This window comes from Pseudomonas sp. NPDC087612, assembly GCF_044743505.1.
Taxonomy (GTDB): Bacteria; Pseudomonadota; Gammaproteobacteria; order Pseudomonadales; family Pseudomonadaceae; genus Aquipseudomonas.
Genome location: NZ_JBIUWO010000001.1, coordinates 177,225 through 196,918 on the forward strand (window position 1 = coordinate 177,225; position 19,694 = coordinate 196,918).

Genomic DNA, 19,694 nt, shown 5'->3' on the forward strand with positions numbered 1-19,694 from the left:
TTTCTACAAATAGGAGATTTCATGTCCTTGAACACTTCGACGTCCCTGCCAGATGCCGTAGGCGACGCTCCCGACTGGCCGCCGGCCTTTGCCCAGCGCTACCGCCAGGCCGGCTACTGGCAGGCGCAGACCTTTGCCCAGGCCCTCGACACCGCCGCGGCCCGCAACCCGGCTGCGATCGCCATCAGCGACGGCGCCCTGCATTTGAGCTACGCCAGCCTGGCAGAACGCTGCCAGCGCCTGGCCGGCGGCTTGCGTGCCCTTGGCCTCAACGCCGGTGACAACGTGGTGGTGCACCTGCCCAATGGCAGCGCCTTTGTCGAAGTGTGCTTTGCCCTGTTTCGCCTCGGCGCGCGGCCGATCCTGGCCCTGCCCGCTCATCGTCAGCACGAGATCGGCGGCTTCTGCAGCTTCGCCCAGGCCACGGCCTACATCGGCTGCGATCAGCTCGAAGGTTTCGACTGCCGGCAGATGGCGCGCCAGTTGCGCACTGCCAACCCGCACCTGCGGCATGTGCTGATCGACGGTGACGCCGAAGAGTTCATTGCCCTCAGCACGCTGTACGGCGGCGAAGCAATGGAGCAGGACGCCGGCGATCCCGAGGCGGTGGCCTGCTTCCAGTTGTCGGGGGGGACCACCGGCACGCCCAAGCTGATTCCGCGCCGGCACGCCGAATATCTCTACAACGTGCGCGCCAGCAGCGCGGTCTGCGGGCTCGACGCGCAGACCGTGTACCTTGCCGCGCTGCCCATGGCGCACAACTTCACCCTCTGCTGCCCCGGGGTGATCGGCACCTTGCTCGCCGGTGGCCGGGTGGTGTGCAGCCGCCGCCCCGATCCGGACACCTGCTTCGCCCTGATCAGCGCCGAGCGGGTCACCGTCACCGCCCTGGTGCCGCCGCTGGCCATGCTCTGGCTCGACGCCCAGGCCCAGCGCCAGGCCGATCTGTCGAGCTTGCGACTGCTCCAGGTCGGCGGCGCGAAGCTGCTCAGCACTGCTGCGGCGCGGGTCAAGCCGGTGCTCGGCTGCACCTTGCAACAAGTGCTGGGCATGGCCGAGGGGCTGCTCTGCTACACCCGCCTGGACGATCGCGAGGAATTGCTTCTGCACACCCAGGGCCGGCCACTGTGCGCCGATGACGAGCTGCGCATCGTCGACGAACAGGGCCAGCCTGTACCCGACGGTGTAGTCGGCGAGCTGCAAGTGCGCGGCCCCTACACCATTCGCGGCTACTACCGGCTGCCCGAACACAACGCCAAGGCCTTCACCGCTGATGGTTTCTATTGCAGCGGCGACCGCGTGCGGCGCACCGCCGAGGGTTACCTGGTGGTCGAGGGGCGGGACAAGGACCAGATCAACCGCGGCGGCGAAAAGGTCGCCGCCGAAGAAGTGGAAAACCTGCTGATCAACCATCCCCAGGTGCATGACGCGGCGCTGGTGGCGATGCCCGACGCGGTGCTGGGCGAGTCCACCTGCGCCTTTATCGTCGCCCGCGATCCGGCGCCCTCGGCGTTTGGCCTCAAGCAGCACCTGCGCAGCCAGGGCCTGGCCGCGTTCAAGGTGCCAGACCGCATCGAGTTCGTGGCGCAGTTCCCGCAGACCGGGGTCGGCAAGGTCAGCCGCAAGGACCTGCGCGCAACCCTGCGCCAGGCCTGGCTCGATGCCAACTGTGGGAGCGTCGCCTCGTGATGGCCGGGCTGTTGTCCCAGGGCGAGCGCTGGGTGCGCCCGTATCGATTGACGCCGATGCCGCGCTGGCGCCTGGTGTGCTTTGCCCATGCCGGCGGCAGTGCGAGTTTTTTCCGCGACTGGGCCAACGCCCTGCCCGCCGATATCGACCTGTTGGCCATCCAGTACCCGGGCCGTGAAGACCGCTTCGGCGAAGCCTGCCTGAGCGACATGACCAGCCTGGCCGAGGCCGCGAGCGTTGCGCTGCGTGGCTATGCCGACCGGCCGCTGGCGCTGTTCGGCCACAGCCTCGGCGCGGCGGTCGCCTATGAAGTGGCGGTGCGCCTGGCGCAGCAGACAATCGCCGTCGAGCAGTTGTTCGTCTCCGCCCACCCGGCGCCGCAGTGCCAGCGTGGCGGGCGGTTGCACAGCGGCCCCGACCAAGCGTTGCTCGACGATGTGCGGCGGCTGTCGAGCCGGCCCAACCCGCTGCTCGAAGACCCGGCCCTGTGCCAGATGTTCCTGCCCAGCCTGCGCCATGACTACCAGATCGTCGAAACCTACAGCCGCGCCGCGCCGCAGCCGCTCAACAGCCGCATCACCGTGTTCTACCCCGAGCAGGACCCGGAGATCGACCTTGACGAAGCCCTGGCCTGGCAAGCCGCCAGCCTCCAGCCACTGCACCTGCAGCGCTGGCAGGGCGAGCACTTCTACCTCATCGAGCAGCGCCAGGCGCTGCTCGATGCCCTGGCGGCCAGCCTGCTCGGCCGTCGCCCGCTGACATCACCTGCCCTTGAGGAAGCCCTCTGATGAAATCCCCTGACGCTTGTGAAGGCCTGCCGGACATCCGGATCGCCATCGATTCACTGGACCACCAGATCATCGAACTCATGCGCCAACGCATGGCTTACGTCAAAGCCGCCGCCCGCTTCAAACCGACCGAAAACAGCATCGCCGCGCCCGAGCGCGTCGCCCAGATGCTCCCGCAACGGCGCCAGTGGGCCGAGGACGCCGGGCTCGATGCACACTTTGTCGAAACCCTGTTTGCCCAGATCATTCATTGGTACATCGCCCAGCAAGTCGTGCACTGGCGCAGCATGAGGGTGCCCGCATGAAAGCCCTGACCCGACTGGAAGAGCACCTCGGCGAGCTGACCCAGGTGTTCGAGCAGGCCCGCCAGCGCGCGGTGCTGCAAGCTGAGCCGGTGCTGGCCAGTTACGCCCTGGCGATCGATGCGGTGGACCTGCTGGAGCTGTTTTGCCGGGTCGACCAGCCCTGCGCCGAAGCCGTGTTCTGGCGCGCCGCCGATGGCGGCAGGAGCCTGTTCGGCTGGGGCGTGGCTGCAGAGCTGAGCGGTGCTGGCGAGCAGCGTTTCGCCAGCGTTGACCAGCAGTGGCAGCACTGGCTGCGCAGCGCGGTGATCCACGGCCCGCAGCCGCCGCTGCTGTGCGGGGGGTTTCGCTTCGACCACCAGGTCCAGGCCAGCAGCGCCTGGCAGGGGTTTGGCGACGCCTCGATGCGACTGATGACCTTGCTGCTGATACGCGACGCCGACGCCTGCTGGCTGCTGTGCCAGCAGTTGGTCGGCCCTGCGGACACTGCCCAAAGCCGCTGCGAGCAGGTGCTCAATGAGTGGCACGGGCTGATGGATCGCTACCTGTCGTCGCCGGTTGTCACGCCGCCCGCGCAGCACCGCCGCGACCAGAGCCTGCCGCGCGCCTGCTGGGAGAGCAAAATCGTCCAGGCCCTGGACGCGCTACGCGATACCTCGATGAAAAAGGTGGTGCTGGCGCGCGAAGTGCTCAGCGAGTTTTCCCGGGCCGTCAGCCCGGGACGCACCCTGGCGCGCCTGGCCAGCAACGATCCGGCGGCCTACCTGTTCGCCTTTCGCCGCCAGCAAAGCTGCTTTATCGGCGCCTCGCCGGAACGCCTGGTCAAGCTCGACGGCGGCCGCCTGCAGACCCTGGCGCTGGCCGGCACCAGCCGCCGCGACCCCGACCCGCAACAAGACGCGCAACTGGCACAGGCGCTGCTGGACTGCGAGAAAAACCGCCACGAACATGCACTGGTGGTGCAGATCATCGAAAGCGGCCTGGCGCCGTGGGCAAGCCAGTTGCAGGTACCGGCGACCCCGTCGGTGCAACGCCTGAGTCGGGTCCAGCACCTGAGTACAGTGATCGAAGGTCGCCTGCGCCCGCAAACAAGCCTGCTGCAAGTGGTCGAAGCCCTGCACCCGACACCCGCCGTCGGCGGCCACGAGCGCCAGCAGGCCATGGAGCATATTCGCCACTGTGAAGGTTTTGACCGCGGCTGGTACGCCGCGCCCCTGGGCTGGCTGGACGCGCGGGGCAACGGCGAATTCATCGTCGGCCTGCGCTCGGCGCTGTTGAACGGCGAGCAGGCCCGTCTGTTCGCCGGTTGCGGCATCGTGCCCTGCTCGGACCCGGCCAGTGAATACGAGGAGACCTGCATCAAGCTTGCGGGGATGCAGTTGGCGTTGCAGGCGTGAGTGTGAGTTTGTGAGCTTATCCATTCGCTCTGGCGTTGCTGATGGCCCCTTCCGCCCTTACGGTGGCCTACTTTTCTCTTGGGGAAAGTAGGCAAAACCGCTCGCTCCAGCATACGGCCCTACGCTGCGCTTCGGGTCCCCTCGCTACGGCACCTTCCGGGGCATCGCGGCCTACGACTTGCTACGCCAAGTCTACGTCTCGCGTCTTCGGCTAACGCCGAAGGTGCTACGCACTGCCCCTACAGGCACCTACGCTCGGCCTCCTGAAGTCGCGAAGTTACGGGCGCCGCCTGCACTGGCGTATCTTCGAAGTCAGGTTTGCTGGAGCCAAGCTGATACCAGCCTCGCTACACCAGAATTGCGTTAAGCCCCTATAATTGAGTTGACCGGTAGCCAACCCGGGCACAGCCCCCTTCGGCGATCCGGACTGCCTCTGACATGAACACTACCCTCTTCACCACCTGCCTGCTCGCCCTCTGCCTGGCACTCACGGCCGGTTGCTCGAGCAAACCCAAGGCCAAATACCTGGCCGCCAACGCCGGTTCCAACTGCCACGCCAAAGCCGTGCCCACAGCCGGCGAAGGCGGCCTGGCGTGGGGCCCGACCTTGCAGATCGCCCGGCAGAAATCCATGAACAACTGCATCCGCTACGCCGGGCGCTCCGGCGGCCAGCCCAGGACCTGCAAGGTGGTGCTGGCCGAGTGCAAACGCTAGGCTTTGTACGAAAAGTGCCTGCGCGACGATCATGCGGCGTTGAGAACAGGCTCGGAATGCTCATTTACAACTCGTAAACTCCGCTTCCTCGCCTGTTCTCGCCTTGCCTGATCGCCGCTCGGCGACTTTTCGTACAAACCCTTGCCCCTCTGTAAGCCATACGCTATATAAATTCTTATATAGCGTTGTCAATTTGCTCGCCTGGCTCTAGTATCGGCGGCGTTCTGCCGTTGCGCGTACCCGCTTGATCGATGCGATCAGACGGCTCCGGGGAGGGAGCTGTCGGTCGTTTTGCGCCACGCGCTATATAAAATAATATATAACGATACCAACCAAGGAGCGTCATGACCCCGTTCGCCCCCCGTACCCTGCTGCTCGCCCTGGCCGCCATCAGCGCCGAGGCTGCCGTGGCCGAGCAGAAGAAAACCTTCAGCCTCGGTGAAATCCAGATTTGGGCCCCGCAGGATGAGGCGCTCGCCACCGGCAGCAGCGTCGTCGAGCTCGAAGACATGCGCCTGCATGACCGCGAGACCGTCGACCGCGCCCTGGCCCTGGCGCCTGGGGTCAACCTCGCCTACATGGGCGGGCGCGCCGAGCAGGTGGTGTACGTGCGCGGTTTTGACCGCCTGCAGGTGCCGGTGTATATCGACGGCATTCCCACCTATGTGCCCTATGACGGCAACATCGACCTGGGACGTTTCACCACCTACGACCTGTCGCGCATCGAAGTGGCCAAGGGTTTCGCCTCGCTGCTGTACGGCCCCAATACCCTGGGCGGGGCGATCAACCTGATCACCCGGCGGCCCACCGAAACCTTCGAAGGTGAAGTCGGTGGCGGCCTGGAGCTGACCGACCACGGCAACGTCAACGCCTATCGCAGCTACGCCAACCTGGGTTCCAACCAGGGCAACTGGTGGATGCAGGGTGGCGTATCGTATGTCGACTATGACTACACGATGCTGCCCGACGACTTCGAGCCAACCAACAACCAGCAAGGCAAGGGCCGTCGGGAAAACAGTAACAAGCGCGACGGCAAGTTCAGCTTCAAGCTCGGCTTCACCCCCAACGATACCGACGAGTACGTGCTCGGTTATGTCCAGCAGGAAGGCCGCAAGGGCCAGCCGCCCTACGCCGGCGACCTGCCCGCCAGCGGCCAGCGCAAGCGCTGGTGGGAGTGGCCGCAGTGGGACAAGACCAGCCTGTTCCTGGCCACCAACACCCGCTTCGGCGAGCACGGCCTGAAGACCCGGGTGTTCCGCGACACCTTCAAGAACTCACTGGAAAGCTTTGTCTACAACAACGGTATCCATGGCGCGATGCAGCCGGGGTTCCCGAGCAAATACGATGACGAGTCCACCGGTTTCTCGGTCGAAGGCGACCTGGCCCTGAGCACCGGCAACCGCCTGGGCATCGCTTATCACTTCAAGGAAGATGTGCACCGCTCGCGCGATGGCAGCGACCCGCAAACCCACTTTCGCGACCAGACCCAGTCCATCGCCCTGGAAGATACCCTGCGCCTGAACGACATCTTCAGCGTGGTCGGCGGGGTGTCGTACAACTACCGCAAGAGCCTTGAGGCCGAAAACTTCGGTACCAGCGCCGCCTCGCCCCGGGTCAAGACCCTGTATGACGAGCCGACCGGCAGCGACGATGCGGTCAACAGCCAGTTGGGCCTGTTCATCAACACAGGTCCCTTGCTGGACATCGACCACAACGGCCAGGTGCGCCTGACCGTGGCGCGCAAGAGCCGCTTTGCAACCATCAAGGACCGCTACTCGACCCGCTTTGGCACGGTGATCCCCAGCCCCGATCTGAAGTCCGAACGCGCCACCCACTACGAGCTGGGCTACAGCGGCGCGATCAGCCGCCAATGGACCCTCGACACGGCGCTGTTCGTCAGCAACATCGAAGACTCCATCCAGCAGGTCACCGTCGCCCCGGTCGCCGGTTGCGCAGCGCCCTGCGGCCAATACCAGAACATCGCCAAGGCGCGTAACCAGGGTGTCGAACTGGGCCTGCGCGGCGATCTGGGCAACTGGGAGTTCAACACCAGCTACACCTACCTCGATCGTGAAAACCGCAGCAATCCCGAGCTGCGCCCGATCGATACACCGCGCCACAACCTGTTCGCCTCGGCCAGCCTGAACCTCGACGCCTGGCGCCACACCGCCAGCGTCGAAGCCGCTTCGCGGCGTTACAACATGTCCGATGGCAGCCAGATGAGCGGCGGATACGCGGTGTACAACCTCAAAAGCGGCTATCGCTTGAGCAATGACGTGCGCATCGAAGCGGGCATCCGCAACCTGTTCGATCGCCTTTATGAATACAGCGAGGGGTACCCGGAAATTGGCCGCAGCTACTTCGTACAGTTCAATGTGCCGCTCTAAGGCCTGGCTGCTGGCGCTGCTGCTGGGCGCAGCCAGTGCCCAGGCGGGCGCGCCGCAGCCGCTGGTGGTGCTGACCAGCTACCCCGAGGAGATGATGACGCGCTTCGAAGAGGCCTTCGAGCGCGCCAACCCTGATTATCGCCTGCAGATCCTCTGGCGCCAGGGCTTCGATGCCCTGCCCTATCTGCGCCAGGCCGACCAGGGCGGGGTCGATGTCTACTGGGCACCGTCGCCGGGCAACTTCAAGCGTCTGGCCCAGGACGCCGGCTGGCAGCCGCTAGGGGTCGAGCTGGACGGTTTGCCGCCGCGCATTGGCGGCATCGCCCTACGCGACCGCGCGGCGCGCTACCAGGCCACGGAGCTTGCCGGTTACGGCTTTGCCATTAACCCGGAAGAACTGGCCAAGCTGAACATGCCTGCCCCGCAAGACTGGCCTGACCTGCTCGATGCCCGCCTGCGCGGGCGCGTCGCCTTGCCCGACCCTGCGCGCGTCGGCTTTGCCCCAGTGCTGCTGGATATCGTTTTGCAGGCCTATGGCTGGGATCAAGGCTGGGCGCTGTGGAGCGAGCTCGCCGGGCAATCGCGGCTTGTCAGTCGCGGCGGCACCCTGGTCAGTGACGAGGTCGCCAGCGGGCGTTCGGCAGTGGGTGTGTCGATCGACTTTTTCGTGGCTTCGGCGGTGAGTAACGGCGAAGCGGTCGAGTTTGTCTACCCGGCCCACGGCGGGCTCAACCCGGCGCATATCGCCATCCCTCGCCAGGCCAGGCAGGTCGAGGGAGCGCGGGCCTTCGTGCGCTTCGTGTTGTCGCCTGAAGGGCAACGCCTGCTGGCCGACCCGGACATTCGCAAGTTGCCGGTGCGCCCCAGCATTTATGCCGACTTGCCGGCGGGCTATCACGACCCCTTCGCCGCCGCCCGCCAGGGCGCCTATGCCTACACCGACGACAGCTCGCGCGAGCGCCTGGCGCTGATCACCTCGCTGTTCGAGCAATGGCTTGGCCAACCCCATGAACGCCTCGCCGTGTTGTGGGCGCGGGTGCATGCCGGTGAAGCCCAGGGCCGCGACCTGACCGCGGTGCGCGAGTTTCTCAGCGTGCCGCCTATCGACGAAGAGCAAGCGACGTCGGCGCCGTTGCTGGCACTGTTTGCCCAGCGCCAGGACCATGGCATGCAGCGCCAGCCGGCGAGCGACCAGGATGCCCTCGGCCGCGAGGAAATCGCCTGGCAGTTCCATAGCGCCCGGCAACAGGCGCAAGCCGAGCGCCTGCTATCGGCTATGGGCCTGTGAAGCGCGGTATCTGCTTGCTGATAGGCGCGCTGCTGAGCCTGCCCGCCAGCGCCGCCGTCAGCCGTGAAGCCTTCGCCCAGCCCTTGCCGGGGCTGGACGATGCGCAGCAACTGGAGCGTTTTTTTCACGGCCGCAGCCTGTTCCGCCAGGCCTGGGTGGTGGCGCCTTCACGGGACGAAGCGGTCGATGGCCTGGGGCCGCTGTATAACCGCATCAGCTGCATTGCCTGCCACCCCAAGAATGGTCGCGGGCAGGCACCTGCCAGTGAACAGCAACCGCTGCGCACGATGCTGGTGCGCCTGTCGCTACCCGGGCACGATGCCCACGGCGGACCGCTGCCACATCCGGTCTATGGTGATCAGCTCAGCGAATCGGCTGTTCCCGGCGTGGCCGCAGAAGGCCGGGCGCAGGTGCGTTGGCGCGAGCAGATGGTCACCCTGGCCGATGGGCAGCAGGTCAGCCTGCGCTCGCCCCGGTTGCATTTTAGCGAACTGGCCTACGGTCCGCTGGGTGAAGTGCGCACCTCGATGCGGGTCGGCTCGCCAGTGTTCGGCCTGGGCCTGCTCGAAGCCATCGAGGTCAGCACCCTGCAGGCACTGGCCGACGCGCCCAAGCCCGATGGCGTCAAGGGCCGCGTCAACCAAGTTTGGAGCGTCGAGCGCCAGCGCCTTGAGCCCGGGCGCTTTGGGCTGAAGGCAAACCAGCCGGACCTGCGTCAGCAGATTGCCGGTGCCATGCACGGTGATCTGGGGATTACTTCGCCGCTGTATTCCGAACAGAACTGCACGCCGTTGCAAACGGCCTGTCGCCAGGCCGCCAGCGGCGGCGAACCGGAGCTCGATGCTGTGCAACTGGGCGACCTGCACTTCTACCTGGCCCACCTGGCGCCACCGCCGCGCCGCGACCGGAGCAAACCCGAGGTGCAACGTGGCGAGCAGTTGTTCAGCCAGGCTGGCTGCGCACAGTGCCACCGTCCGCACCTGAGCACGGGCCAGCATCCGCTCTACCCGCTGTTGCCTGCGCGGCAGATCGAGCCTTACAGCGACCTGTTGTTGCATGACATGGGCCCGGGCCTGGCCGATGGCCGTGACGATTACCTGGCCACCGGCCACGAGTGGCGTACCCCGCCGCTGTGGGGCCTGGGCTTGCTCGAACGGATCAACCCCGGCGCCGGCTACCTGCATGATGGCCGGGCGCGTACGCTTGAGGAGGCGGTGTTGTGGCATGGTGGGGAGGCGGCAGTGGCGCGGGAGCGCTTTGCAGGCTATTCGCGGCAGGAGCGCCAGGAGTTACTGGAATTCCTGCGTTCACTGTAGAGGTGCAGTGCCCTTGAGAGCCCTCGCCTCACCCGGAGAAAATTAAGCCGGTCTCGGCCCCGACACAGGTGTTCATAACATTGGGCATCAACACACTGATGGAAAGAAAATTTCTCAGGCTCATCGGTTCAGGTTTGATTCTACCGTTTCCATTCCCATATCCTGCGCGCCATGCTGGGCATGGCCCGATTATTATTGCTGCTAATTTTCGACCCTGCTCATCCGCGTACGCTCATGCCATTGCGATAGCCATTCAGGTACCGGGATGAGCGCGCTATCAAGATAAGAGGACAGGTACTTGTGGTTATCCATCAACCTCACCGGGTCTTTATAATCCTGAGCGGTCAAGAGCAAGGTACGCCAAGCCGTCGCAGCGATGTCCTGCATTTGCCGTACCTGCTGCGCAGTGTAGGTTTCCATTTTCTGGGTGGGCATGATGCGACTTGCCAACATAACCAGATAATCAACTACGTTCTCCGTGAAATCAGCCCGCGCCGTAACCGCCGATGGCACGTCCTCGAACAGTTGGCACAGCCGGCGGCATCCCGCCGGAGTGTAGAGTGGTGAATCCTCAGAGGTTAACCGCCAGTACAAAGAACCGTGTTGATTGCCTGACTGCACCTGCGCACGGGCCACTCCCCTGGCTTGGATAAACGCCTGCAGAGTGCTGTCGATTACCTCAGAATCTAATGACCGCGCCAGTTTATCGATGAACTGAAGTTGGCGCTGGCTCGTCCTTTTTTCCAGCGAATGCCGATAGAGCATCTCCTGCATCCACTCGAACAGCTCGATCTTGTTACGACACCCCTCCAGCGCACGTTCGAGCAACTGCTCTTCGCGTTGCACAAAGTCCAGAGGCGCCGATGCTGACATGAAGGACGTTCTGCTCAACAACGTATTACCCCATAGGCGCGTGAAGGCATCGAGGCTCTGGCAACTTTCCTGGATCGCCGGATCACTCATGCGCCAGCTGGTTTCAAGTAACGAAAGCTGCTTATGAGCCGCATCGGTAAAGGACCGACGCAACCCTTCACTGTGCTGATCGACCATTTTGCGTGAAGCATCCCCGTAGTCAGCCAGAACCTTTTCGAGAAATTCACGGGCCACATCACCTGGCCGCTTGAAGGCAATGTCAACGCACTGTCTGATAAATGCAGACACCTGCTCGGCCTCTTCTTGTGCGTTCCATCGCCGAAGAAAGTCCTGATATTCCTTGTCAGTGAAAACGGGCTCGCTGATCAGCAACTTTGCCTGTTTTGCCAGCAACGTTGCGGGCACGCGCTCACACAGCAAGAGGAACTCTTGAACCTTGCGCTGCAATGCCTCGAAACCCACCTCGTCTGCCTTGATGGATTCAGCTGCAAAACTGTCTTTTTTTGCTTTCAAGCCACTCTCTGCAGATTGCAAAGCCCTCGCAAGTGCACGTTCGGTTGCCGGCGCTTCATGGCGCAAGATGGTTTGTAAAACAATGACTTCCCAGCGTAGCTCGTGGCTGGCGTGCCTTCCTGCCACCTCCCGGTACAAACAGAGTTCCCGGACAATCGCTTTCGCCAACCGCGGGTTACCCGGCATACAGTCAACGACCCTGGCATAGGCCGGCCTGGGTATGAACGCCAAGTTCTGCTCATACAATGACCAGGCCAGGCTTGCTGCCTGCTCGGCCTCTGGTTCCGGCAAATGGAAGCGAATATCAATGATTTTTTCCAGAAACCGCTGGGCATCAGGGCCGAAGGCTTGCGAATGATCCTTGAGCGCTTTGCTGACAACCTCCAGGTCAAACGCCAGGACAAAGACGAACCTTGGCCAGTCCAGCAGCTCTTTCAAGCTCATCAGTACGCTGGGGATCAATTTGGGGTCGATGCGGTCGAGGTCGTCGATAAATACCAGCACCTGAACCGAATGCAGTTCAGCCTGCAAAGCACGCAAATCCTCGGCACCTGGTTGCAGACATTTTGGTAGCCTGGCGAGCAACTTGTGCACTCCCCCGACTGCGGCCGTTGTGACCTCTGCGCCAGGCAGGAGCTTCACCCCCGCGTCGATAACGACCTTCACGACATCGGCCATACCGCCCAGTTTCGCAGCGGCGTCTTTGGCCCATCGGGCCAGCCTGGGTACTTTGATCCGCTGTTTACCCAGCTGGCCAAGCAATGCCTGGTAAAAACTGCCGATCCCGCCTTGCTCGGTGGCATTCCACGCTGAAAATCGCACAATTACCCATTGCCTATCTGCCTGACAGCGTCGGCGATTCTCTTGCCCAGCCTGGCGCTCAATGAAATTCAGCACGCTGGTCTTGCCACTACCCCACCTGCCGCACAAAGCAATTCGTGTCGACCATGCGGGTGTTGCGCTGGCGGCGCGCAGTACCGATCGGGCGATGCTCCAGCGATCGAGCAAATCGTCTTCGCGCCGTTGCGCGGCTCTGTCGTGGCCTTCAACTGCACCTTGTACTTCACGCGTTGGCATTGCTACTCCTATCCCTGCATGGCCTCTAGCCATCAATCGCCAGGAGCATACCCCCGAAACGCTGCCCTTACACTCCTCATATCATTCCCAATGATAATAACCTTCGCCCCATTCGATTCGTCGTTGATAGTTTCAAATCGCAGAATCCGCCCACTATCAATAAATTGGCGGACTCCCCATGGAACAGTCACTCAAACCTTTGCGTTACCCCCTTGCTCTATTGGCTGTATTGGTGATGAGTGCCTGCGGTCGCACCCCGGAGGCCGTGCAGGCGCCGGCGGCGGCCAAGGTCAGCGTGGCCAAGGTGCTGGAACAACCGATCAACGAATGGGACGAGTTCACCGGCCGCCTGGAGGCGCCGGAAACCGTCGAGGTGCGTCCGCGCGTCTCCGGGCAGATCGACCAGGTGGCCTTCACCGAAGGCGCCCAGGTGAAAAAAGGCGATCTGCTGTTCCAGATCGACCCGCGTCCGTTCCAGGCTGAGGTCCGCCGCCTCGAAGCCCAACTGCAACAAGCCCGCGCCACCGCCATCCGCAGCGAAAACGAAGCCCAGCGCGGCGAGCGCCTGCGCAGCAGCAACGCGATTTCCGCCGAGCTTGCCGAGTCGCGCACCAGTGCCGCTGCCGAAGCCCGCGCCGGCGTTGCCGCGATCCAGGCGCAACTGGACCTGGCGCGCCTGAACTTAAGCTTCACCCGCGTCACCGCGCCGATCAGCGGCCGGGTCAGCCGCGCGCAGTTCACCGCCGGCAACATCGTCACGGCTGACGCAACGCCGCTGACCAGCGTGGTCTCCACCGACAAGGTCTACGCCTACTTCGACGCCGACGAGCGCGTGTACCTCAAGTACACCCAGCTGGCGCGCGACGGCCAGCGCGGCCAGAGCACCCCGGTGTACCTGGGCCTGTCCAACGAAAACGGCAACCCGCACCTGGGCCAGATGAACTTCGTCGACAACCAGGTCAACCCCAAGACCGGCACCATCCGTGGCCGCGCGGTGTTCGACAACCGCGACGGGCAGTTCACCCCGGGCCTGTACGCACGCCTGAAACTGGTCGGCAGCGCCACCTACTCGGCGGTGCTGATCAACGACGAAGCGGTCGGTACCGACCTTGGCAAGAAGTTCGTGCTGGTCATGGACAAAGACAACAAGGCCGCCTACCGCGCCGTCGAGCTGGGGCCGAAACTCGAAGGCCTGCGCATCGTGCGCAACGGCCTGAGCAAGGATGACCGCATTGTCGTCAAGGGCCTGCAACGGGTACGCCCGGGCTCGCCAGTCGACCCACAGGACACGCCAATGGCCAGTGACGCGACCATCGCCGCCCTCGCCCAACAACGTCAGGCGCTCGAAGCCAGTATCCAGGGCAAAACAGTGGCCACCCCCAGCGTAAAACTCGCCAGTGCCTCGGCACCGCGCGGTTAAGGGATCAGTCCGATGAATTTTTCCAAGTTTTTTATCACCCGGCCGATCTTCGCCGCGGTGCTGTCGCTGCTGATTCTGATCGCCGGCAGCATCTCGCTGTTCCAGCTGCCGATCAGCGAATACCCGGAAGTGGTACCGCCCACCGTGGTGGTGCGTGCCAACTTCCCCGGCGCCAACCCGAAAGTGATCGGCGAAACCGTCGCCGCGCCGCTTGAGCAGGCGATTACCGGGGTCGAGAACATGCTCTACATGTCCTCGCAGTCCACCGCCGACGGCAAGGTCACTCTGACCGTCACCTTCGCCCTCGGTACCGACCTGGACAACGCCCAGGTTCAGGTGCAGAACCGCGTGACCCGCACCCAGCCCAAGCTGCCCGAGGAAGTTACGCGTATCGGTATTACCGTCGACAAGGCTTCGCCCGACCTGACCATGGTCGTGCACCTGACCTCGCCGGACAACCGTTACGACATGCTCTACCTGTCCAACTACGCCATCCTCAACATCAAGGATGAGCTGGCGCGCCTGGGCGGTGTCGGTGACGTGCAACTGTTCGGCATGGGCGACTATTCGCTGCGGGTCTGGCTCGCCCCGAACAAGACCGCTTCGCGCAACCTCACCGCCAGCGACGTGGTCGCCGCCATTCGCGAGCAGAACCGTCAGGTAGCCGCCGGTCAACTTGGCGCGCCACCCGCACCCGGGGCCACCAGCTTCCAGCTGTCGGTCAACACCCAGGGCCGCCTGGTCAGCGAAGAAGAGTTCGAGAACATCATCATCCGCTCCGGCGCCGATGGTGAGATCACCCGCCTGAAGGACATCGCCCGCGTTGAGCTCGGCTCCAGCCAGTACGCCCTGCGCTCGCTGCTGAACAACCAGCCGGCCGTGGCCATCCCGATCTTCCAGCGCCCAGGCTCCAACGCCATCGAGATCTCCGACGAGGTCCGGGCGAAAATGGCCGAGCTGAAGAAGGACTTCCCTGAAGGCATGGACTACAGCATTGTCTATGACCCGACGGTATTCGTTCGCGGTTCGATCGAGGCGGTGGTCCACACCCTGTTCGAAGCGCTGATCCTGGTGGTGCTGGTGGTCATCCTGTTCCTGCAGACCTGGCGCGCCTCGATCATCCCGCTGGTGGCGGTTCCGGTTTCCTTGATCGGTACCTTCGCGGTAATGCACCTGTTCGGCTTTTCGCTCAACGCCCTGTCGCTGTTCGGCCTGGTACTGGCCATCGGTATCGTGGTGGACGACGCCATCGTCGTGGTGGAAAACGTCGAGCGTAACATCGGCCTGGACCTCAAGCCCCTGGAAGCCACGCAAAAGGCCATGGGCGAAGTGACCGGGCCGATCATCGCCACGGCGCTGGTACTGTGCGCGGTGTTCGTGCCGGCGGCGTTCATTTCCGGCCTTACCGGGCAGTTCTACAAGCAGTTCGCGCTGACCATCGCCATCTCCACGGTGATCTCGGCCTTCAACTCCCTGACCCTGTCGCCGGCCCTGGCCGCGGTACTGCTCAAGGAGCACCACGCACCCAAAGACCGCTTCTCGAAAGTGCTCGAACGCCTGCTCGGTGGCTGGCTGTTCGGCCCGTTCAACCGCTTCTTCGACCGTGCCAGCCATGGCTATGTCGGCGCTGTCGGCCGGGTCATCCGCAGCAGCGGCATCGCCCTGTTCGTCTATGGTGGCCTGATCATCATGACCTGGCTGGGCTTCTCGTCGACGCCTACCGGCTTTGTACCGGCGCAAGACAAGCAGTACCTGGTCGCCTTCGCGCAGCTGCCAGATGCCGCCAGCCTTGACCGCACCGAGGCGGTGATCAAGAAGATGAGCGAGATCGCCCTCAAGCAACCGGGCGTGGCTGACTCGGTGGCCTTCCCGGGCCTGTCGATCAACGGTTTCACCAACAGCCCGAACAGCGGCATCGTCTTCACCCCGCTCAAGCCCTTCGATGAGCGCAAGGACCCGAGCCAGTCGGCCGCCGCGATTGCTGCCGCGCTGAACGCGCAGTTCGCCGATATCGAAGACGCCTACATCGCGATCTTCCCGCCGCCGCCGGTACAGGGACTGGGCACCATCGGTGGTTTCCGCCTGCAGATCGAAGACCGCGGCAACCTGGGTTATGAAGCGCTGTACAAGGAAACCCAGAACATCATCGCCAAGAGCCACAACGTGCCGGAGCTGGCCGGGCTGTTCACCAGCTACCAGGTCAACGTGCCGCAGGTCGATGCTGCCATCGACCGCGAGAAGGCCAAGACCCACGGTGTAGCGATCAGCGATATCTTCGACACCCTGCAGATCTACCTGGGTTCGTTGTACGCCAACGACTTCAACCGCTTTGGCCGCACCTACCAGGTCAACGTCCAGGCCGAGCAGCAGTTCCGCCTTGAAGCCGAGCAGATCGGCCAGCTCAAGGTGCGCAACAACCAGGGCGAGATGATCCCGCTGGCGACCTTCATCAAGGTCAGCGACACCTCGGGGCCGGACCGCGTCATGCACTACAACGGCTTCATCACCGCCGAGATCAACGGTGCCGCAGCACCGGGCTACAGCTCCGGGCAAGCGGAAAAGGCCATCGAGAAACTGCTCAAGGAAGAACTGCCCAACGGCATGACTTTCGAATGGACCGAGCTTACCTACCAGCAGATCCTGGCCGGTAACACCGCGCTGTTCGTCTTCCCGCTCTGCGTACTGCTGGCCTTCCTGGTGCTGGCCGCCCAGTACGAAAGCTGGAGCCTGCCGCTGGCGGTGATCCTGATCGTGCCGATGACCCTGCTGTCGGCGATTACCGGGGTGATTCTGTCCGGTGGCGACAACAACATCTTCACCCAGATCGGCTTGATCGTACTGGTGGGGCTGGCGTGCAAGAACGCCATCCTGATCGTCGAGTTCGCCAAGGACAAACAGGCCGAAGGCCTCGACCCGCTGGCCGCGGTACTGGAAGCCTGCCGCCTGCGCCTGCGGCCGATCCTGATGACCTCGATCGCCTTCATCATGGGTGTGGTGCCGCTGGTGTTCTCCTCCGGCGCCGGTGCTGAAATGCGTCATGCCATGGGTGTGGCGGTGTTCTCCGGGATGATCGGGGTGACCTTCTTCGGTCTGCTGCTGACGCCGGTGTTCTTTGTTCTGATCCGCCGTTACGTGGAACGCAGCCAGGCCCGCAAAGCGGCGCGTGCGCTGAAGCTGGAGACTCATGCATGAACCGCAGTGTGAAATTCTTTATGCCCAGCCTGCTGGTGCTGGCCCTGGCCGCTTGTGCGGTGGGCCCGGACTACAAGGCCCCGGACACCGCGGCGGCGCAATTGAGCGCGGCCAACGAACCGAGCGCCAAGGCCACCTTCGACCGCAGCCGCTTTGAAAGCATCTGGTGGAAGCAGTTCGACGACCCGGTGCTGAACAAACTGGTCAGCCAGTCGCTGGACGGCAACCGCGAACTGCGCGTGGCCTTCGCCCGCCTGAAGGCGGCGCGGGCGATTCGCGACGATGTCAGCAACGACGCCCTGCCCACCGTCACCAGCCGCGCCAGCGCCGACCTGGGCAAGGGCCAGGTGCCTGGCCAGACCGAGGACCGGGTCAACAGCGAACGCTATGACCTGGGCCTGGACATGGCCTGGGAGCTGGACCTGTTCGGCCGCATCCAGCGTCAACTGGAAGCCAGCGAAGCCGAGCAGGATGCCGCCCAGGCCGACCTGCAGCAACTGCAGGTGAGCCTGATCGCCGAACTGGTCGATGCCTATGGCCAGCTGCGCGGTGCGCAATTGCGCGAGAAGATCGCCTTGGCCAACCTCAAGACCCAGCAGGATTCGCGGGGTATCACCGAAACCTTGCGTGACGCCGGGGTCGGTAACGACCTTGATGTGGTGCGGGCCGATGCCCGCCTGGCGGCGGTCGAGGCCAGTGTGCCGCAACTGCAGGCCGAACAGGTACGGGCGCGCAACCGCATCGCCACTCTGCTCGGCCAGCGCCCGGACGCCCTGGCGGTTGACCTGTCGCCGACGCAACTGCCGGCCATCGCCAAGGCGCTGCCGGTGGGCGACCCCGGCGAGCTGCTCAAGCGCCGCCCGGATATCCGCAGCGCCGAGCGCCAGTTGGCAGCGGCCACGGCCAACATCGGCGTGGCCACCGCCGACCTGTTCCCCCGGGTCAGCCTCAGCGGCTTTCTCGGCTTTACCGCCGGGCGCGGCTCGCAACTGGGCTCCTCGGCCGCCAAGGCCTGGGCCCTGGGCCCGAGCATTACCTGGGCGGCCTTCGACCTGGGCAGCGTGCGCGCCCGCCTGCGCGGCGCCAACGCCGATGCCGAGGGCGCCCTGGCCAACTATGAGCAGCAGGTATTGCTGGCCCTGGAAGAGTCGGAAAACGCCTTCAGCGACTACAGCAAACGCCAGCAACGGCTGCTGGCCATGCTGCGCCAGAGCGAAGCCAGTCGCAAGGCGGCCGACCTCGCCTCGATTCGCTACCGCGAAGGCACGGTCGACTACCTGGTGCTGCTCGACGCCGAACGCGAACGCCTGAGCGCCGAAGATGCCCAGGCCCAGGGCGAAGTCGACCTGTACCGCGGCATCGTCGCCATCTACAAGGCCCTCGGTGGCGGCTGGCAGGCCGAAAGCGTGGCTGCGGCGAACTGATTCAACGGCTCCTTTGGTTGGTTTCTGACCGGCCTTTTGCCCCGCTTGCGGGGCTTTTTTATGGCCGATCGCGGGGCAAGCCCGCGATATCTGTAGGAGCGGGCTTGCCCCGCGATAGGGACCCACCCCCTTTTACATTTGACGCCACCGGCCCTGGTGACCCAAGCTCAAGCCTTTGCAGCCGCGACACGCTTCGGATTCACCATGTCGAAACAGCGCCAGTACACGCTTATCAGTCTGACCCTGCTCATCATCCTCGGCCTGGGTGGCTATTTCTGGCGTGACGACAGCCCGGCGCCGACGCCTGCCCTCAAGCACAGCTACACCAAGGCCCTGACCATGGCCCATGACGGCCAGCCCGGCGCCGCCCGGGTGCTCTACCAGCAACTGGGGCGCAATGACCTGTCGCCGATCCGCCGCGCCAGCCTGTACGCCGAACTGCCCAACTACCCCTCGCCGCTGGCATTGAAACTGGCCAGCCGCGACCTGCAGCATGACGAGCCGCTGGTGCGTCGCGCGGCCATCGCCAGTATCCAGACGATGCTGCCCGGCGCCCAGCGCAGCCTGGTGCTCGGGCCGTTGCTCGATGATGAGGAGCAAAGCGTACGCTTTGCCGTGGTCGATGCCCTGCTGGGGCTCAGCGCCGATGACATCGGCCTGTACTTCGGCCCGCTGCAAGAGGTGCTGGAGCAGTATCAGCAGGTGCTGGCGCAGCGCGACGACGATGCCAGCGCGCAGTTGCACCTGGCGCAGCTGTACCTGCATGAAAACAGCTACCAGGAGGCCGCGCAGGCGCTTGAGCGCACCTTGCAGCTGGCGCCGGACAACCTCGAGGCACTGGCCGCGCAGGTGCAGTTGCTGGAGCGCCAGAACCAGACCGACGCCTCGCGCCAGGTGCTGGCCAAGGCCCTGCAACAACGTCCCGACTCGGCCTTTCTACAACATGAACTGGGCCGCTGGCTGCTGCGCCACGGCCAGGACGAATACGCCCTGCTGGCCTTTGCCCGGGCCCTGGAGCTGGAGCCGGACAACAATGACTACCGCTACACCCTGGCCACCAGCCTGCATCAGTTGGAGCAGGTCGACGCCGCGCAAAAGCAACTGGAAACCATCCTTGCCCGGCAACCGGCCAACCGCAAGGCCCGGGTGCTGCTGATCGAGTATTGGAAAGAGACCGGCCAGTTGCAGAATGTGCAGGTGCTGCTGGCCCAGCTGGAGCAGCAGAACCCCGACGATCCGTTGGTGCAGCAAGGCCTGTAGGTTTGCGAACGACCGTCTGACAACCCGGTTGAACCCCTCAACCCAGCCTGTGGT

General features: G+C 64.2%; 13 protein-coding genes. 12 read left to right on the forward strand and 1 reads right to left on the reverse strand.

Features of this window, described 5'->3' with window-relative positions:
- The first annotated feature begins 27 nt into the window (after positions 1 to 27).
- The 8 genes from ACIOVF_RS00745 to ACIOVF_RS00780 all read left to right on the forward strand — a co-directional run bounded on the left by ACIOVF_RS00745 (position 28) and on the right by ACIOVF_RS00780 (position 9,881).
- Entirely contained in the window at positions 28 to 1,689 is a 1,662-nt protein-coding gene (locus ACIOVF_RS00745) for a (2,3-dihydroxybenzoyl)adenylate synthase (RefSeq protein WP_401287561.1), read from the forward strand.
- Entirely contained in the window at positions 1,689 to 2,477 is a 789-nt protein-coding gene (locus tag ACIOVF_RS00750) for a thioesterase II family protein (RefSeq protein WP_195884301.1), read from the forward strand. The genes ACIOVF_RS00745 and ACIOVF_RS00750 overlap by 1 nt, the downstream gene beginning before the upstream one ends.
- A complete protein-coding gene (locus ACIOVF_RS00755) occupies positions 2,477 to 2,782 on the forward strand; it encodes an isochorismate lyase (RefSeq protein ID WP_045198124.1) in 306 nt (101 codons plus the stop codon). The genes ACIOVF_RS00750 and ACIOVF_RS00755 overlap by 1 nt, the downstream gene beginning before the upstream one ends.
- Entirely contained in the window at positions 2,779 to 4,176 is a 1,398-nt protein-coding gene (locus ACIOVF_RS00760; protein WP_401286620.1) for an isochorismate synthase, read from the forward strand. Before ACIOVF_RS00755 ends, ACIOVF_RS00760 begins: the two co-directional genes overlap by 4 nt.
- Before the next feature lie 438 nt (positions 4,177 to 4,614).
- The gene (locus ACIOVF_RS00765) at positions 4,615 to 4,890 is read left to right on the forward strand and encodes a hypothetical protein (RefSeq protein ID WP_093381997.1); all 276 of its coding nucleotides are present in this window, start codon (positions 4,615 to 4,617) and stop codon (positions 4,888 to 4,890) included.
- A 344-nt stretch (positions 4,891 to 5,234) separates the two neighbouring features.
- The gene (locus ACIOVF_RS00770; RefSeq protein ID WP_401286623.1) at positions 5,235 to 7,277 is read left to right on the forward strand and encodes a TonB-dependent receptor plug domain-containing protein; all 2,043 of its coding nucleotides are present in this window, start codon (positions 5,235 to 5,237) and stop codon (positions 7,275 to 7,277) included.
- Positions 7,264 to 8,565 (forward strand): ABC transporter substrate-binding protein, encoded by a 1,302-nt coding sequence (locus tag ACIOVF_RS00775; RefSeq protein ID WP_401286626.1) that lies wholly within the window; start codon positions 7,264 to 7,266, stop codon positions 8,563 to 8,565. Before ACIOVF_RS00770 ends, ACIOVF_RS00775 begins: the two co-directional genes overlap by 14 nt.
- A 14-nt stretch (positions 8,566 to 8,579) precedes the next feature.
- On the forward strand, positions 8,580 to 9,881 hold the full coding sequence (locus tag ACIOVF_RS00780) for a di-heme oxidoredictase family protein (RefSeq protein WP_401286628.1): 1,302 nt from the start codon (positions 8,580 to 8,582) through the stop codon (positions 9,879 to 9,881).
- 201 nt (positions 9,882 to 10,082) lie between these two features.
- On the opposite strand, the gene ACIOVF_RS00785 is transcribed toward ACIOVF_RS00780, so the two are convergent.
- Positions 10,083 to 12,344: a P-loop NTPase fold protein gene (locus tag ACIOVF_RS00785; RefSeq protein ID WP_401286631.1), complete on the reverse strand. Its 2,262-nt coding sequence runs from the start codon at positions 12,342 to 12,344 to the stop codon at positions 10,083 to 10,085.
- A gap of 178 nt (positions 12,345 to 12,522) precedes the next feature.
- Between ACIOVF_RS00785 and mexE the strand changes: the two genes are divergently transcribed.
- The 4 genes from mexE (at position 12,523) to ACIOVF_RS00805 (ending at position 19,640) form a co-directional block, all read left to right on the forward strand.
- The gene (gene mexE / locus ACIOVF_RS00790; RefSeq protein WP_401286634.1) at positions 12,523 to 13,764 is read left to right on the forward strand and encodes a multidrug efflux RND transporter periplasmic adaptor subunit MexE; all 1,242 of its coding nucleotides are present in this window, start codon (positions 12,523 to 12,525) and stop codon (positions 13,762 to 13,764) included.
- Positions 13,765 to 13,776: 12 nt separating this feature from the next.
- Complete coding sequence (locus ACIOVF_RS00795; RefSeq protein ID WP_401286637.1) at positions 13,777 to 16,956, forward strand: efflux RND transporter permease subunit; 3,180 nt, start codon at positions 13,777 to 13,779, stop codon at positions 16,954 to 16,956.
- Complete coding sequence (locus tag ACIOVF_RS00800) at positions 16,953 to 18,380, forward strand: efflux transporter outer membrane subunit (RefSeq protein WP_401286639.1); 1,428 nt, start codon at positions 16,953 to 16,955, stop codon at positions 18,378 to 18,380. The genes ACIOVF_RS00795 and ACIOVF_RS00800 overlap by 4 nt, the downstream gene beginning before the upstream one ends.
- A 204-nt stretch (positions 18,381 to 18,584) precedes the next feature.
- On the forward strand, positions 18,585 to 19,640 hold the full coding sequence (locus tag ACIOVF_RS00805) for a tetratricopeptide repeat protein (protein WP_045198106.1): 1,056 nt from the start codon (positions 18,585 to 18,587) through the stop codon (positions 19,638 to 19,640).
- Positions 19,641 to 19,694: the final 54 nt, after the last annotated feature.